Origin of the sequence: Lentzea sp. NPDC102401, from assembly GCF_044765805.1 — a bacterium.
GTDB classification, from domain to species: domain Bacteria; phylum Actinomycetota; class Actinomycetes; order Mycobacteriales; family Pseudonocardiaceae; genus Lentzea; species Lentzea sokolovensis.
In genome coordinates this window covers 98,487-112,358 of the sequence record NZ_JBIWKS010000001.1, presented here as the reverse complement: position 1 = coordinate 112,358, position 13,872 = coordinate 98,487, and the positions used below count along the sequence as shown (strand labels likewise).

16 protein-coding genes are annotated in these 13,872 nt (G+C 69.3%); 9 read left to right on the top strand and 7 right to left on the bottom strand.

Annotated elements, in window-relative coordinates; all coding sequences use genetic code 11:
* Both ACIRG5_RS00590 and ACIRG5_RS00585 read right to left on the bottom strand, forming a co-directional pair.
* A complete protein-coding gene (locus tag ACIRG5_RS00590; RefSeq protein WP_402898003.1) occupies positions 1 to 1,038 on the bottom strand; it encodes a fatty acid desaturase family protein in 1,038 nt (345 codons plus the stop codon).
* A 162-nt stretch (positions 1,039 to 1,200) separates the two neighbouring features.
* Positions 1,201 to 1,836 carry an ANTAR domain-containing protein gene (locus ACIRG5_RS00585; RefSeq protein WP_402898000.1) on the bottom strand — a complete coding sequence of 212 codons (636 nt, stop codon included), beginning with the start codon at positions 1,834 to 1,836 and terminating at the stop codon, positions 1,201 to 1,203.
* Between the two features lie 348 nt (positions 1,837 to 2,184).
* Here ACIRG5_RS00585 and ACIRG5_RS00580 point away from each other — a divergent pair, with 348 nt between their 5' ends.
* A complete protein-coding gene (locus ACIRG5_RS00580) occupies positions 2,185 to 2,682 on the top strand; it encodes a DUF5994 family protein (protein WP_402897997.1) in 498 nt (165 codons plus the stop codon).
* A 46-nt stretch (positions 2,683 to 2,728) separates the two neighbouring features.
* Entirely contained in the window at positions 2,729 to 3,601 is an 873-nt protein-coding gene (locus ACIRG5_RS00575; protein ID WP_402897995.1) for a transglutaminase family protein, read from the top strand.
* 12 nt (positions 3,602 to 3,613) lie between these two features.
* On the opposite strand, the gene ACIRG5_RS00570 is transcribed toward ACIRG5_RS00575, so the two are convergent.
* From ACIRG5_RS00570 to ACIRG5_RS00560, 3 genes are all read right to left on the bottom strand, one after another.
* Complete coding sequence (locus ACIRG5_RS00570; RefSeq protein ID WP_402897994.1) at positions 3,614 to 4,357, bottom strand: GAF and ANTAR domain-containing protein; 744 nt, start codon at positions 4,355 to 4,357, stop codon at positions 3,614 to 3,616.
* A 43-nt stretch (positions 4,358 to 4,400) separates the two neighbouring features.
* Entirely contained in the window at positions 4,401 to 5,132 is a 732-nt protein-coding gene (locus tag ACIRG5_RS00565) for a GAF and ANTAR domain-containing protein (protein ID WP_402897992.1), read from the bottom strand.
* Positions 5,133 to 5,201: 69 nt separating this feature from the next.
* Positions 5,202 to 6,191 carry a transcriptional regulator gene (locus ACIRG5_RS00560; protein WP_402897991.1) on the bottom strand — a complete coding sequence of 330 codons (990 nt, stop codon included), beginning with the start codon at positions 6,189 to 6,191 and terminating at the stop codon, positions 5,202 to 5,204.
* Positions 6,192 to 6,356: 165 nt separating this feature from the next.
* On the opposite strand from ACIRG5_RS00560, the gene ACIRG5_RS00555 reads away from it, so the two are divergent.
* Both ACIRG5_RS00555 and ACIRG5_RS00550 read left to right on the top strand, forming a co-directional pair.
* The gene (locus tag ACIRG5_RS00555; RefSeq protein ID WP_402897988.1) at positions 6,357 to 7,505 is read left to right on the top strand and encodes a N(5)-(carboxyethyl)ornithine synthase; all 1,149 of its coding nucleotides are present in this window, start codon (positions 6,357 to 6,359) and stop codon (positions 7,503 to 7,505) included.
* The gene (locus tag ACIRG5_RS00550) at positions 7,492 to 7,647 is read left to right on the top strand and encodes an RGCVC family protein (RefSeq protein ID WP_402897985.1); all 156 of its coding nucleotides are present in this window, start codon (positions 7,492 to 7,494) and stop codon (positions 7,645 to 7,647) included. The genes ACIRG5_RS00555 and ACIRG5_RS00550 overlap by 14 nt, the downstream gene beginning before the upstream one ends.
* Before the next feature lie 4 nt (positions 7,648 to 7,651).
* Here the strand turns inward: ACIRG5_RS00550 and ACIRG5_RS00545 are convergent, their stop codons facing one another.
* Together ACIRG5_RS00545 and ACIRG5_RS00540 are read right to left on the bottom strand one after the other, a co-directional pair.
* A complete protein-coding gene (locus ACIRG5_RS00545) occupies positions 7,652 to 8,092 on the bottom strand; it encodes a YybH family protein (RefSeq protein ID WP_402897982.1) in 441 nt (146 codons plus the stop codon).
* On the bottom strand, positions 8,089 to 8,655 hold the full coding sequence (locus ACIRG5_RS00540; protein WP_402897980.1) for an NADPH-dependent FMN reductase: 567 nt from the start codon (positions 8,653 to 8,655) through the stop codon (positions 8,089 to 8,091). The genes ACIRG5_RS00545 and ACIRG5_RS00540 overlap by 4 nt, the downstream gene beginning before the upstream one ends.
* A gap of 125 nt (positions 8,656 to 8,780) precedes the next feature.
* On the opposite strand from ACIRG5_RS00540, the gene sigJ reads away from it, so the two are divergent.
* The 5 genes from sigJ to ACIRG5_RS00515 all read left to right on the top strand — a co-directional run bounded on the left by sigJ (position 8,781) and on the right by ACIRG5_RS00515 (position 13,872).
* Complete coding sequence (gene sigJ, locus ACIRG5_RS00535; RefSeq protein ID WP_402897978.1) at positions 8,781 to 9,650, top strand: RNA polymerase sigma factor SigJ; 870 nt, start codon at positions 8,781 to 8,783, stop codon at positions 9,648 to 9,650.
* A 9-nt stretch (positions 9,651 to 9,659) separates the two neighbouring features.
* Positions 9,660 to 10,412: a DinB family protein gene (locus tag ACIRG5_RS00530; RefSeq protein ID WP_402897975.1), complete on the top strand. Its 753-nt coding sequence runs from the start codon at positions 9,660 to 9,662 to the stop codon at positions 10,410 to 10,412.
* Between the two features lie 210 nt (positions 10,413 to 10,622).
* Positions 10,623 to 11,657 (top strand): LacI family DNA-binding transcriptional regulator, encoded by a 1,035-nt coding sequence (locus ACIRG5_RS00525; protein WP_402897972.1) that lies wholly within the window; start codon positions 10,623 to 10,625, stop codon positions 11,655 to 11,657.
* A 47-nt stretch (positions 11,658 to 11,704) separates the two neighbouring features.
* Positions 11,705 to 12,979 carry a sugar ABC transporter substrate-binding protein gene (locus tag ACIRG5_RS00520; protein ID WP_402897969.1) on the top strand — a complete coding sequence of 425 codons (1,275 nt, stop codon included), beginning with the start codon at positions 11,705 to 11,707 and terminating at the stop codon, positions 12,977 to 12,979.
* Positions 12,976 to 13,872, top strand: a complete 897-nt coding sequence (locus ACIRG5_RS00515; protein ID WP_402897966.1) for a carbohydrate ABC transporter permease — start codon at positions 12,976 to 12,978, stop codon at positions 13,870 to 13,872. The genes ACIRG5_RS00520 and ACIRG5_RS00515 overlap by 4 nt, the downstream gene beginning before the upstream one ends.

The following is a 13,872-nucleotide window of genomic DNA, read 5'->3' as shown; positions in this document are numbered from 1 at the left end:
TCAGCTCGCCTGACGCAGCGGCGCTCCGGCGTCGTGCAGGTGGCGCAGCACCTCGGCGTAGGAGCGGACCATGGTGGTCTTGCTGTACGGGATGCCGTGCCGGGCGCAGAAGTCCTCGACGACGGGCTGCGCGCGGCGCAGGTTGGGGCGCGGCATGTGCGGGTAGAGGTGGTGCTCGATCTGGTGGTTCAGGCCGCCGAGCAGCGCGTCGACCCAGAGGCCGCCGGTGACGTTGCGCGAGGTCAGCACCTGCTTGTGGAGGTGGTCGAGGCGCTGGCCCTCGGCGATGATCGGCATTCCCTTGTGGTTCGGCGCGAACGAGCAGCCCAGGTAGACGCCCATCAGGCCCTGGTGCACCGCGATGAACACGAGTGCCTTCACGGGCGACAGGACGATGAACGCCGCCGCGAGGTACGCGGCGAGTGGCAGGAGCTGGAGAGCGGCCTCGCGCCACGGGTTGCGCAGTTCGTTGCGGCACAGGGCCACCAGCCCGGAGATCCGCAGCACGGCCGCCTCGGCGAGCAGCAGCGGGAAGAACAGGAACGCCTGGTTGCGGGTGATCCAGCGGTACACACCGCGTTTGGTCTCGGCCTGCGCGCGACTGAAGGCGAGGGCGTGGATCTCGATGTCCGGATCCTGGTCCTCGTGGTTGGGGTTCGCGTGGTGGCGGTTGTGCTTGGCGACCCACCACTGGTAGCTGATCCCGGTGAGACTGCCGTGCAGGTGCCCGACCACGTTGTTGTTGCGGTGGCTGCGGAAGATCTGCCGGTGTCCCGCGTCGTGCCCGATGAAGGCGAGTTGGGTCGAGGCCACGGCCAGCGCGACCGCCGTGATCACCTGCCACCAGGAGTCGCCCAGCCACACGAACGCCACGGCGATCACGGCGAGCAGCAGGGCGTTGAAAGACATCCGCAGCAGGTAGTAGCCGCGCCGGCGGTCCAGCAGGCCGGCGGCCTTGAGCTCCCTGGTGAGCCTCGCGAAGTCACTGCCGGGCTGTCGTTCCGCCGTCGAGGTCGGGGCGTTCTGCGTCGTGGTCATGTACCTGCTCCGGGTCGAGGTGCTGCGGGGAGGCTCGGACATGCCGAAGGCGGGAATGAACGCACAGCGGTGATGTTCGCGGAGGGTCCGGCGGCGAACCTCCCGTGCGGAGCTTCGAACGCACGGGCCATCTCCTTTGTACCCTGTCCTCGCGCACTTCACTCACCAGCGGGGGCGCGGCTTGCTCACTCTCGTCAGGCCGGCGATCTCCGGTGATCGGGCGTTCACCTGCCCGGCGATGTCCGAGAGCAACTGGCCGGTGTTGCGGGCGTAGGTCCGCATGAGGGAGAAGGCGTCCGCGACGCCGATCTCCAGCCGTTCGGTCAGCACGCCCTTCGCCTGCTCGATCGCGACGCGGCCGGCGAGCGCGGTCCGCAGCTGTTCGGCGATGACGCTGTCCTGCCGGACCGCCCGTACCTGCAGCAGGCTGATCGTCGCGACGTTCGCGAGCGACTGCGCCAGCGCCGCCGTCTCCGGCGGGAGCGCGCCGGGAGAGGTCCGGAACAGGGTCAGCGAGCCGATGACGTCCGTGCGCATCCGCATGGGGAACGCGTCGATCCCGGCCCAGCGCGAGTCCTCGCCGTTCTGGAACTCCTCCGCGGAGCTCACCCCCTCGCCGGCCGTGGCCATCAGCCTGAGCACGCCCTGGTCGTCGGCCACCAGGATCCCCGCCGCGGCCACGCCGAGCAGTTCGACGCACCGCTCCACCAGGTCGTGCAGGAACTCGATGCCGTCGAACCGCTCAACGAGCGTGTCGGCCAGCTCGAGGAACGTCTGTGCCACGCTGCGTTCCGACACTGCGTCACCTCGCCATTTCTCACTGGTGGTAATCGGGCGACCGCAGGGCCTGGGCGGTTTTTTCACGGTAACGCCAGGTCAGCAGGTGTCAAACCTTCTGAAGGACTTTTTCGCCGCTGTCAGCCGTGTGCTGGGAAGCTGACTGAGAATTGTGCGTCCGAATGGTTGAGTGGCTCTGACGTGCGCACGGAGTCGTTTGGAAATACTTCGAACTATTTCGGTCGATCAGGCGAACGGGAGTGTAGTGTCGAATTCGTCGAGAACTTCTCGCACCTGAGCGGTCAAGCTCAAGTCGTGCTCGGCAAAACCAGAACCGGCCGTTTTCCGGTCGGAGACGGGAGTCCCGGCATGATGTCGGCTCCGGACCTCTCCCACGCCCCACCGGCCATGAAGGCCAGCGAGCTGCCTCGGTGTCCGCTGCGATTGCGGTTGCGGCCGAAGGCGCCCACCACGGGGTACGTCGACGGCGCCTGGTGGCCGCGTTCCCGGAACCTCGCCGCCGAGTTGCCGGCACTGCTCGCGGTGCTGGCGGTTCGGCTGGGCGACATCCCGCGGGTGAGCTACAACCTGACCGAATGGGACATCGCGCCTCGCCAGATCGCGGTCGGCGGGGTCCGGGTCCGCCTCGGCGGGTTCTGGTCCAGGCCCGAGCACACCGTGGACGTCATCGCGGCCGACCGGAGCCGGACCACGCTGCTGCTCGTGCCGCCCGACGCCGACCCGTTCGAGGCCCATCAGGCCATGATGCGCGCCGCTCGCCGCGAGAACACCGACACCGTCGAGACCCTGCTGCGCGCCCGTAAGTCCACTGTGGACGTCATCAGGCAGGAGACGCGAGGATTCTGATGACCACATCGCCACGTGATCCGGACCACCGTTCGGAGCACATTCGTTGACCTCGCACCGCGACAACGGCCGCGAGGAGGCGCAACCGGCGCGGGCACCCCGAATGCTCCGCGTCGGTTGCGCGTTCACCTACCGCGCCGAAGTGCCCACGCCGGCGGTGTTCCTGGTGCGCCCGGACCGCCAGGGTGACGTGACGGTCAGCTGTGAGCGCATGTCCGTGGAACCGGACACCCCGGTGCGGCACTACCTCGACCTCTACGGAAACCGGCTCACGCGTCTGGTACTGCCGTCCGGACTGTCCACTGTGAACTACAGCGCGTGGGCCGAGGTCCCCGACGACACCGAGGCCGTCGACGAGACCGTGCCGGAGGTCTTGCCCGACGATCTTCCCGACGACGTGCTGCTGTACACGCTGCCCAGCCGCTACTGCGTGTCCGACGTGCTCGGGGACGAGGCCTGGTCGAGGTTCGGCGCCCACCCGCCCGGCTACGGCCGGGTCCTGGAGATCTGCCGGTACGTCCACGAGGCGCTCAGCTTCCGTTACGGCGCCTCCACCGCGCTGTCCACGGCGGCCGACGTCAACGCCGCGGGGTTCGGGGTCTGCCGCGACTTCACGCACCTGGCGATCTCGTTCTGCCGTGCCCTCAACATTCCCGCCCGGTACGTCTTCGGCTACCTGCCGGATCTGGACGTGCCGCCCGACGGCGCGCCGATGGACTTCGCGGCGTGGATGGAGGTCTGGCTGGGGGATGGCTGGTGGACCTTCGACCCGCGCAACAACATGCCGCGCAAGGGACGCGTGGTGATCGGCCGCGGCAGGGACGCCGCGGACGTCGCCATGGTCACCACGTTCGGCGGTCCGGTGCTGGAGTCCATGGTCGTGCACGCGGAGGAGGAGCTCAGTCCCGTGCGCGGGTGACGCTCGCCCTGGCTACGGCCGCGGGTGCCTCGCCTCGGCGACGGCCGTCAGCGCGGCCATGTCGATCGTGCCGGCGATGACGTCCGCCGCCACGGTGCTGAGGTAGTCGTTGTGGCTTCGCGCGTACTGGCGCAGCGTCTCGAACGCCGTGCTCATGTCGATCTGCAGCCGCTCGGCCAGCACGCCCTTGGCCTGTTCGATCAGGACCCTGCTCTGCAACGCGTGCTGCAACTGCCCGGCGAGCAGTTCGCGGTGGCTGATGATCTGGGCCTGGAGCAGGCCGATGGTGGCGACGTCCGCCATGGCCTGCGCGACCCGCAGCGTCGGCTCGTTCAGCGCGCCCTCCTTGACGCTGAACAGGTTCAGCGCCCCGACGGTCTGCTCGCGCAGCCGCATCGGCAGGGCGTGCAGCGCGCCGAACCCGGCGTCCCTCGCCACAGCGGAGAACTCGGGCCACCGCTGCGGTGCGGCGGTGAAGCTGGCGACCGTGACCGGCGCGCTGGTGACGTAGCACTCCATGCAGGGACCCTGCCGGTGCTGGAGTTCGAAGAGCTCGATCAGCCGGGCGCGGTCGCTGGAGGCGCCGACCACCTGCAGTTCGCCGTGGTGGTCGACGAGCAGGATGCCGGCCGCGTCCACCTCCAGCGTGGCCACGCAGCTGTTGGCCAGCAGATGCATGAACTCGACGGAGTCGAAGCCGGCGACCAGGGTGTCGGCCAGATCGACGAACGTCTCCGCCAGATTCTCCAGGAACATGCGCGTCACCTCTGTAGGTCTTCTCGCCGGGAAGCGGGCCTGATCATCGGGGATCGGGCCTGCTCTCCGGACTCAGTCGCAGGCGCCGGCCGACGATGTCGCGGGCCACGTCGACGACCGACTGGTCATGGGCGAACGCGTGAGCGCGAAGCCGCACCAGGGCCTCGTCCATGCTCACCCCCATCTGGACGGACAGTATCCCGGTGGCCTGGTGCACCTCGGCGCGGCTGAGCGGCATGCCGTCCAGTGCGACGAACTCGGTGTCGAGGTGCGCCATGGTCAGTTCGTCCAGGAGCAACGACATGATGACGTCGGCCACGACGTGCGCGTCGAGGATCTGCTCCTGGGTCAGCGGGCCGGGGTTCGTCCGGTGCAGCACCAGCGCGCCGATCCGGATGGCGCCGCTGCGCAGCGGGAACACGAAGACCGCTCTGACACCGATGGCGACGGCGGCCCGCACGTACAACGGCCAGCGCTGGTCGTTGTCCCACGAGTCCAGGTCACCGGCGAGCACGGGCATCCCGGAGCGGATCGAGTCCTCGCACGGTCCTTCGCCGAGGGTGAAGCGCAGGTTCTCGAGCTGGGCACCGATGTCGTTCGTCGCGTAGCGGGACTCGCCCCGGCCGGTGCCGCTCATCAGGGTCAGCTGCGCGCCGGTCACCCCGATCAGCGTCACGCACGCCTCACAGGCGGCCTCGCTGGACGTCGCGATGCCTCTCGCCGCCGTGTCGGCGGCGAGGTGCGCCAGCACCTTGGCCAGTCGCTCACCGGTCACCGACTCCGCCTTCCGTCGCGCGGAAGCATCCCACGCGGGGACGCGCATCGCGGAAGGGGCCACGCCCGCTCACGCCGCCGAGACGGCGTCGATGCGGTCGGCGAGTTCCCGCGCCCCGCCGTGGCCGCGGTGACGGCGCGCATGCGAGGCGAGGGGCCGGAAGCGGTCGCGCACGCGGGCGGAGCCGATCGGCCCCGACGACGCCAGCGCGCGCAGCCCGGTGTTCACGCCCGTCTCGACGTCGCCCTCGATCAGATGACTGGTGGACAGGGAGATCAGGCCGAGCGTGCGGCTGCGGGCCATGCCCTCGTCGTAGCCGTCGATCGCGGTGGTGAGCAGCGTGACGGCTGTCCGCGCGTAATGCCGGCTCACGGTGACCGCCAGGTCGGTGTGCACGGCCCCGGCGAGCCCGGACAGGTCGGCCGGGGTGAAGAACGCCGCCCAACCGGCCACGCCCGTTCGGCTCGCGGCGCCGAACTGCTCCCGGCCGCGGTCGAGGAGCGTGCGGGCGCTGTGCTCGGCACCCTTCTTCGCACACGCCCACGCCGCGTTGCCCGACAGCAGACTGGCGGCAAGGCCGTCGCCGGAGCGGGAGGCCGCGAGCTGACCGAGGTCGAAGTACCGCGACGCCTCGTCGAAGTGCCCGTGGTGCAGGAAGACGCGGCCGAGCCGGTAGCACACGTTGGCGGTGAGCTCGTCCGCGCGGGCGAGCCCGGCCAGCGCCAGAGCGTGGCAGAAGTGGTTCTGCGCGTTGTCGACCAGGCCGGCGTCGAAGCACACCCAGCCCGCCAGGTTCCGCAGGTCCGCCATGGCGACGTACAGCCGTTGCCGGACGTGCTCCGACGTGGGCGCGACGAGCAGTGGGAGGCTCTCGCGCAGGCACAGGCGGACGCCGTCGAGACAGGTCTCGCCCCCGCTGCGGTAGTCGAGTTCGCGCAACGCGCGGGTGTCTTCTTCCAGACGCGTGACCTCGGACAGACCGATCATGACGGGGGAGCACCTCACACCGGATTCGGTGGCGAGCGGCACCGCCGGGGTCCGGAGCGGCAAGGTCGTCACCGATTTTAGCGTAAGCTGGACCCACCGAGGGCATGTCGTGCAGCAGTGGTCAAGCTGGTGCCGCCTTGGGCGCACCAGGAAGCCCGGCCGTCCGGCTGGAGGCGGGAGCGCCGAGTTGAACTCGGATCTGCTCTGCACCAAAGAACTTCTCGCGGAAAGCGGTCGATGCTGACCCGTACCGCACACCTCAGCCTCGGCGCCATCGCGTTGTCGCGCAAGGAGAACGAGCACCGGCTGGCGATCCATCCGCTGCACCTCGACCGGATCGACGCGGATCTGCGTGAGCGAGTCTTCCTCGAACGCGGCTACGGCGAACGTTTCGGCGTGTCCGACGAACAACTTTCGTTGTCCGTGGGGGGATTGCGCACCCGCGAACAGCTGATCGCGGAGTGCGACGTCATTCTGCTGCCCAAGCCTCTCGCCGAGGACGTCGCGGAACTGCGCGAGGGTCAGGTGCTGTGGGGCTGGCCCCACTGCGTGCAGGACGCGAAGCTCACCCAGTTGGCCATCGAACGGCGGCTGACGCTGATCGCGTTCGAGGCCATGAACCACTGGACCACCGACGGTTCGTTCGGTCTGCACGTGTTCCACAAGAACAACGAGCTGGCTGGGTACTGCTCGGTGCTGCACGCCCTGCAGATCGCCGGCTCGACCGGTGACTACGGCAGGAGGCTGACCGCCGCCGTCATCGGATTCGGTGCCACCGCACGAGGTGCCGTCACGGCGCTCAAGGCGCACGGCGTGCACGAGGTCAACATCCTCACCAACCGCGGCGTCACCGCGGTCGGCTCACCGATCCACTCGGCGCGGATGATCCACTTCGACCACGACGACTCCGACCCGCGGCGCAGCCACGCGCTGACCGACGAGGGGCGGGTCCCGCTCGCCGGTTACCTCGCGCAGCACGACATCATCGTCAACTGCGTCCTCCAGGACCCCGACAAGCCACTCACGTTCCTCATCGAGGACGACCTGCCCACCCTCGCGCCCGGCACCCTCGTGATCGACGTGTCGTGCGACCGGGGGATGGGCTTCAGCTGGGCCCGCCCCACCTCGTTCGCCGAGCCGTCGTTCCTGGTGGGCGACCACGTCGTGCACTACGGGGTCGACCACAGCCCGTCGTACCTGTGGAACTCGGCGACCTGGGAGATCAGCGAGGCGCTGCTCCCGCACCTGCGCACTGTTCTCACCGGCTCCTGGGACGCCGGCGAGACCATCCGGCGCGCCATCGAGATCCGCGACGGCGTCATCCAGAACCCCGGCATCCTCACGTTCCAGCACCGTTCATCGGAGTACCCGCATGACCACGTCTGAGCCCCTGACCACCACCGATCCCGCCCCTGGCCTCGCCTGCGACGTGTGCCCCCACCCGCGGCACGAGCACGACCCGCTGGGAGTGCGGTACTGCACCGCCACGGCGGCGTCCGCACTGCCCAGAGGGTGCATCTGCTCCTAGTCGTTCAGGGTTCGAGGCCGGTCACCGCCGTGCCACCGGTGATGTCGAACGGCACCGAGACCTGATCGTGCGTGACGAGCCAGCGCCCGTCGATCCTGCGGCAGCAGAACGTCGCCCGCACCCACATCCCGTCCACCGGCACGCCGTTCTTCAGCGTGCCGTGCAGCCGTCCGAAGCCGTGCGCGAACGCGACGTTCTCGTCCGCTGTCACCGTCAGATCGCGAACCTCGTACCGCACGTCCTGGAAGAACGCGAACGCCTTGGTCCAGTTCGCGAGCTTCGCGTCGATGCCGGCGTGCTGCAGCGGCGGCTCGACGTCGAACGACACGACGTCGGCCGAGTACAGCCGCCGCAGCCCGTCCAGGTCCTTGGCCTCGATGCGTTCGACGATCCTGCTGATGTGCCGCGTGATCTCGTCCATCATCTGTCCTTTGTGCACGGTCATGCCACGGCCACCGGGGAACCGGCGCGCAGCGGGAGAAGGGAAGTGCTCCAGGCGACGACCTGGTCCAGCGTCCGGTCCAGGGCGGCGACGTGCCGTTCGCCCGGCGCCAGCACCGCGAAGTTCTCGAACTCGGTCACCAGAGACAACGTCACCTGCGACGACACGTCCGCCATCTCCAGTGCCCCGCACATCAACCGCAGCTGCTCGACCGCGCGGGCACCACCGACCCCGCCGTACGAGACGAACCCGACCGCCTTGTCCCGCCACTCCGCGCGCAGGAAGTCGATCGCGTTCATCAGCACCCCCGGCGCCGAGTGGTTGTACTCGGGCGTGACCACGACGAACCCGTCGAACGAGCCGATCGTCTCCGCCCACGCCCTGGTGTGCGGGTGCTCGTACTCGCCGGGCAGTTCGTCCAGGTGCGGCAGCGGATGCGCGAGCAGGTCGACCACCTCGAACTCCGCGTCCGCGCGCAGCCGTGCCCGTTGCTCCACCCATCGGGCCACCTGCTCGCCCCGGCGACCCGGCCGGGTGCTGCCGAGGACGATGCCGATCCTGATCATCGGTCTCCTTCGTTCGTGTGTCGCTTCCGAGCACTACGACGACACGACTCCGGGAAACGTCAGGCCTGACATTCCGGCGCGCTGTCTCGTCAGACTGGTGAAACCACGAACGGACAGGAGCACCGGTGACCGACGCGATCCTCAGCGAGCGCCGCCATCTGATCAACCTCGGCTACCGGCTGCTGGGCTCCCTCGCGGAGGCAGAGGACGCCGTGCAGGAGGCCTACGCCCGCTGGTACGCGCTGTCCGGGCCGAAGCAGGACGAGATCGCCTCTCCCGGCGCCTGGCTCACCACCGTCACCAGCCGCATCTGCCTGGACCTGCTGGGATCGGCCCGCGCCCGCCGCGAACGCTATGTCGGCGAATGGATTCCCGAGCCGCTGCCCGACCCCGCGGAGGGGACCACCGCGGACCCGGCCGACCGCGTCACCCTGGACGAGTCGGTCAGCATGGCGTTCCTCGTCGCGCTCGAATCGATGACACCTGCCCAACGCGTCGCGCTCGTCCTGCACGACGTGTTCCGCTACTCGTTCAGCGAGGTTGCCGAGATCACCGGCCGCACCCCGGCCGCGTGCCGCGAACTCGCCTCCGCTGCTCGCCGCCGAGTCAGCACGTCCGCGCCGCCCGCCGCACTGGCCGTCCACCACGCCGGCGTGGTCCGCGACTTCAAACACGCCTGGGAGGCCCAGGACATCCCCGCCCTGGTCGGGTTGCTGGACCCCGGCGCGACCTTCACGGCGGACGGTGGCGGCCTGGTCACCACCGTGCTCGACCCGATCGAGGGCGGGGACCTGATCGCCCAGTTCGTCGTCGCCGTCGCCACCGGGGTTCCCGGCGACTTCACGATCACCGAGCGCACCGTCAACGGCAGGCCCGGTCTGCTGATCGAGAACGACGGCGTGACGTCGTCGGTCTACGCGTTCGACATCGCCGGCGACCGGATCACCCGCATCTGGGCCGTCCGCAACCCGGAGAAGCTCCGCGCCTGGCAGTAGGGTCGGCTGATGGTGAGCTTCAGCCATCCCGACGACCTGACCGGCGCCGCGTTCACCGACGTGAGCCTGCGGGGCGCGCGCTTCACGCGGTCGGACCTGTCCGGCGCGGTCATGCGGGCGGTCGACATCGCCGGTGCCGACATCGACGCGCCGTGGCTGCTCGGCGGTGAGAACGCGCTGCTGGTCAACGGGGTCGACGTCGCGCCGTTCGTGGAGGCCGAGCTCAACCGGCGCTTTCCCGGACGAGGGGAGCGGCGGGCGAAGGATCCGGACGGGCTGCGCGCGGCGTGGGCCAAGGCCGAAACGGCGTGGGACGCGGCTCTGGAGCGAGTCGCCGGAATGCCGCCGGGCACGGAGGACGTCTCGGTGGACGGCGAGTGGTCGTTCGCGCAGACGGTCCGCCACCTGATCATGGCGACGGACACCTGGCTGGGCGGGCCGATCCTGGGCCACGAGAAGCCCTATCACCCGCTGGGCCTGCCGAACGCCGAGTACGAGACCGACGGGTACGACCTGTCCGTCTTCGTCTCGGGCACCCCGCGGTACGCCGAGGTGCTGGAGGCGCGGGCCGGCCGGATCGCGATGGTGCGCGACTTCCTGGCCGGGGTGACCGCGGACGACCTCGCCGTGACGCGCAGCAACCCCTGGAGTCCGGAGCACCGGGTGACCACGGGTTCGTGCCTGCGCACGATCCTCGTGGAGGAGTGGGAGCACCTGCGCTACGCCACCCGCGACCTCGACGTCATCGCGGCACGCCCTTAGCCGTGCAAACTTCTTTTGGCGGCTTCGCGCGGGCTTGACCTGCGCTTTCATGATGCAGTCGTTGGGTGTCCGCCGCTGACAGCCCTTGTGCCGGGCGTCCGCTCGTGCCTATATTTGCCGAAACAAGACTATGTAAGCGCTTACATTACAAAGCGTGACATGTAAGCGCTTACATCCCGATCAACGACGACGAGGGCGGCAGGCAGCGCTATGGCGAAGCAGCACCCAGCCTCTGCGGAGGCCCGGTCCGCTGGAGCGACGATCTACTCGGTCGCCGACCACGCCGGCGTGTCGATCGCCACCGTGTCGCGAGTGCTCCAGGGCGCGACGGTCGTGGCCGAGGCCACCCGCCAGAAGGTGCTCACCGCCGTCGAGGAGCTCGGTTACGTGCCGACCGGTGCGGCCCGCAGTCTCGCCGTGCGGCACCACGAGGCGCACGGGCTCGTGCTGCCGGAGCTGTCCGGTCCCTACTACGCCGAACTGCTGATGGGCTTCGAGGCGCGTGCCGCCGAGCTCGCGCAGTCCGTGGTGCTCGTGCTCACCAACAGCCGCACCGACATGGCCGCGGCGGTGCGGCAGCTGGCGACCAGGGTGGACGCCATCGCGGTGTTCGGGTCGGCGGCGATTCCGGCCGACCTCGTGCGGGTGCTGCGCGCGAAGAAGCCGGTCGTCGTCATCGCGGGCGAACCGCAGGACGGCATCGAGGCGGTCGCGGCGGAGAACGGGGAGAGCGCGCGGGAACTGGCCGGGCACGTGCTCGACCACGGCCGGCGGCGGGCGTTGTTCGTCGGCGACCCGGACAGCGGTCCCGACATCCGCAACCGGTACGCGGGCTACCTCGCCGCACACCGGGACCGGGGTCTCAAGGCCGCCGAACCGGTCCTGGCCCGGCTGTCCGAGGCCGACGGCACCGCGTTCGCGCACCGGCTGCTGGCCGGTGAGCACGAGGCGGACGCCCTGATGTGCGCCAACGACGAGCTGGCCTTGTCGATCATGACCACGCTGCAGGACGCCGGTCGGGACGTGCCCGGCGACATCGCCATCGTGGGCTGGGACGACGTCATGACCGCGCGGTACGTGCGGCCGGGGCTGACCACCGTGCGCCAGCCCGTGCACGAACTGGGCGCGCTGGCCGCGGATCGCCTGCACGAACTCGTGGGCGGCGAGCCGCCGCGAACCTACGCCCAAATGCTGCCGACGCGGCTGGTGGTGCGCACCTCGTGCGGCTGCCTGCCCGTCACCTGATCCACCACCGTCTACTCGAGACGAACGCCGAAGGGAAGCGAAAAGCAATGGTGCGCAAAACTTCCAGGTCGATCGCGGGGGTGTCGGCCCTCGTGCTGGTGCTGGCCGCCTGCGGGCGCGGCGACGACCAGACCGGTGGTCAGAGCAGCGCCGACATCGTGCAGGGTCCTGCCACGGGCACCATCACCGTGTGGGCCATGGGTGCCGAGGGCGAGAAGCTCCCGGCGCTCGCGAAGGAGTTCGAGGACGCGAACCCCGGCGTCGACGTCCAGGTGACCGCCATCCCGTGGGACGCCGCGCACAACAAGTTCACCTCGGCGATCACCGCGGGCCAGGCGCCCGACGCGGCCATGGTGGGATCGACGTGGATGGGCGAGTTCGCGGGCATGGACGCGCTCGACCCGACGCCGTCGTCGATCGACAAGAACGCGTTCTTCGACGGCGCGCGACGCACGACCGAGGTCGGCGGCACCTCCTACGGCATTCCCTGGTACGTCGAGACGAGGCTTCTCTACTACCGCAAGGACCTCGCGAAGACTGCCGGGTACGAGACGCCTCCCACCGACTGGGCGGGGCTCAAGGAGATGGCCAAGGCCCTGCAGGCCAAGTCGGGCGCCAAGTGGGGCATCGGGCTGCAGGCCGGCGGTACCGGCTCGTGGCAGTCGCTGCTGCCCTTCGCCTGGTCGAACGGCGCGGCGCTGACCAAGAACAACGACGCCGCCTACAACTTCGACAGCCCGGAGATGCAGGAGACGCTGAAGTACTACGGCTCGTTCTTCAGCGAGGGCATCGCGGACAAGGAGGCTCCCGCGCAGCCGACGACCGAACCGGACTTCGTCAGCGGGCGCGTGCCGATGTTCATCTCCGGTCCCTGGATGATGTCCGCGGTCGAGAAGCTCGGCGGGGAAGGCTTCAAGGACAAGTACGACGTCATGCCGATGCCGGTGAAGAAGACGTCGTCGAGCTTCGTCGGCGGGTCCAACTTCGTCGTGTTCAAGGAGACCAAGAACCGCGACTCCGCCTGGAAGTTCGTGAACTGGCTGGCGAGCCCGCAGGTGCAGGTCAAGTGGTACCAGTCCTCGACCGACCTGCCGTCGGTGAAGAGCGCCTGGCAGGACTCGGCGCTCGCCGCCGACGCGTTGCTCGCGAAGTTCGGCAAGCAGCTCGACACCGCGCAGTCGCCGCCGACGTTCGCCACCTGGGAGCAGGCGATCACCGCGCTCGACACTGAGGTCGAGAAGGTGGCCCGTTCCGGCGCCGACCCGGCCGCCGCGTTGAAGGCCGCCCAGGCAGCAGCCGACTCGATCGGCACCGGCCGGTGAGCTTGACCGCCCCGGCCCGCCGCCGAGGCGCGGAGCGGGCGGCGTGGCTGCTCATCCTGCCGTTCTGCCTGCTGTTCGGAGTCTTCACGGCGTGGCCGGTGCTCCAGTCGTTGTTCATGAGCCTCACCGACACCCGCAACCGCGACCTGCGCACGCCGTTCGCCGTGGAGTTCGTCGGGCTGGGCAACTACGTGCAGGCGTTCGCCGACCCGCTGTTCCGCACGGCTGCGGCGAACACCGCGTACTTCGTGCTGGTGGGTGTGCCGCTCACGCTCGCGATCGCGTTGTTGGCCGCTGTCGTGCTGGACAAGGGGATCTCGCGGTTCCGGGCGTTCTTCCGGCTGGGCTTCTACACGCCGGTGATCACCTCGATCGTCGCGGTCGCGGTGGTGTGGAGGTTCCTGCTCCAGGACGAGTTCGGGCTGATCAACACCGTGCTCGGCTGGGTCGGGATCGACGGGCCGAACTGGCTCGGCGACCCTGACTGGTCGATGCCCGCGCTGATCCTGATGGCCGCATGGCGCAACTTCGGCACCGCGATGATCATCTTCCTGGCGGGACTGCAGGCGGTGCCGGCGTCGTTGCACGAGGCCGCGTCGATCGACGGAGCCGGTGCGGTGCAGCGGTTCCGGCACATCACGCTGCCGTTGCTGCGTCCCACACTGCTGTTCGTGTCGGTGACGACGGCGATCGGCTACCTGCAGTTCTTCGAGGAGCCGTACGTCATGACCAACGGCGGCCCGCTCAACTCGACGATCTCCGCGTCGATGTACACCTACCGGCAGTTCGGGTTCGGCAACTACGGCTACGCCTCCGCGATGAGCTACCTGATCTTCGTGGTCATCGCGATCGTCACCGCCCTGCAGTTCCGCCTGCTGCGGGAGAGGGGATGA